At 45.0% G+C, this 469-nt stretch carries 1 protein-coding gene; it reads right to left on the bottom strand.

Annotated elements, in window-relative coordinates; genetic code table 11:
• Positions 1-469 (bottom strand): amino acid permease (locus tag B4H32_RS12570; RefSeq protein WP_286803363.1); only part of this gene is annotated, 469 nt, incomplete at both ends.

The raw sequence follows: 469 nt of genomic DNA on the forward strand, positions 1-469 counted from the left end.
AATACACAGGATATAGAACAGCAAAATCCGCCAGAAAATCTGTTTAATCGCCAATGGAATGGTTTTCTTTGGGTCTTTGGATTCACCTGCGGCAACGCCCACCATTTCAGTGCCCTGAAAAGAGAATCCCGCAATCATGGCGACCCCGACCAGGGCTTGCAGCCCCCCCACAAAAGGCGCATCCCCCTTGGTCCAGTTGCTCCATACCGATACATCAGGTGTAAGCATGATTTTTACAATCATGGCAATCCCAATGATGATAAAGACGATAATCGCAACCACTTTAATCATGGAAAACCAGAATTCGCTTTCACCAAAGCCTTTGACGGTCATGGCATTAATGCCAAAAATCACGGCAAGGAAAATGGCACTCCAGTAAAAACCTGCAATCTCAGGAAACCAGAATTTCATAATGAACTGTACCGCAACCAATTCAAAAGCAACAGTAATTGCCCAGTTATACCAGTAG

The organism is Acinetobacter sp. UBA2063, from assembly GCF_002333245.1.
In the GTDB taxonomy this organism is placed as follows: domain Bacteria; phylum Pseudomonadota; class Gammaproteobacteria; order Pseudomonadales; family Moraxellaceae; genus Acinetobacter; species Acinetobacter parvus.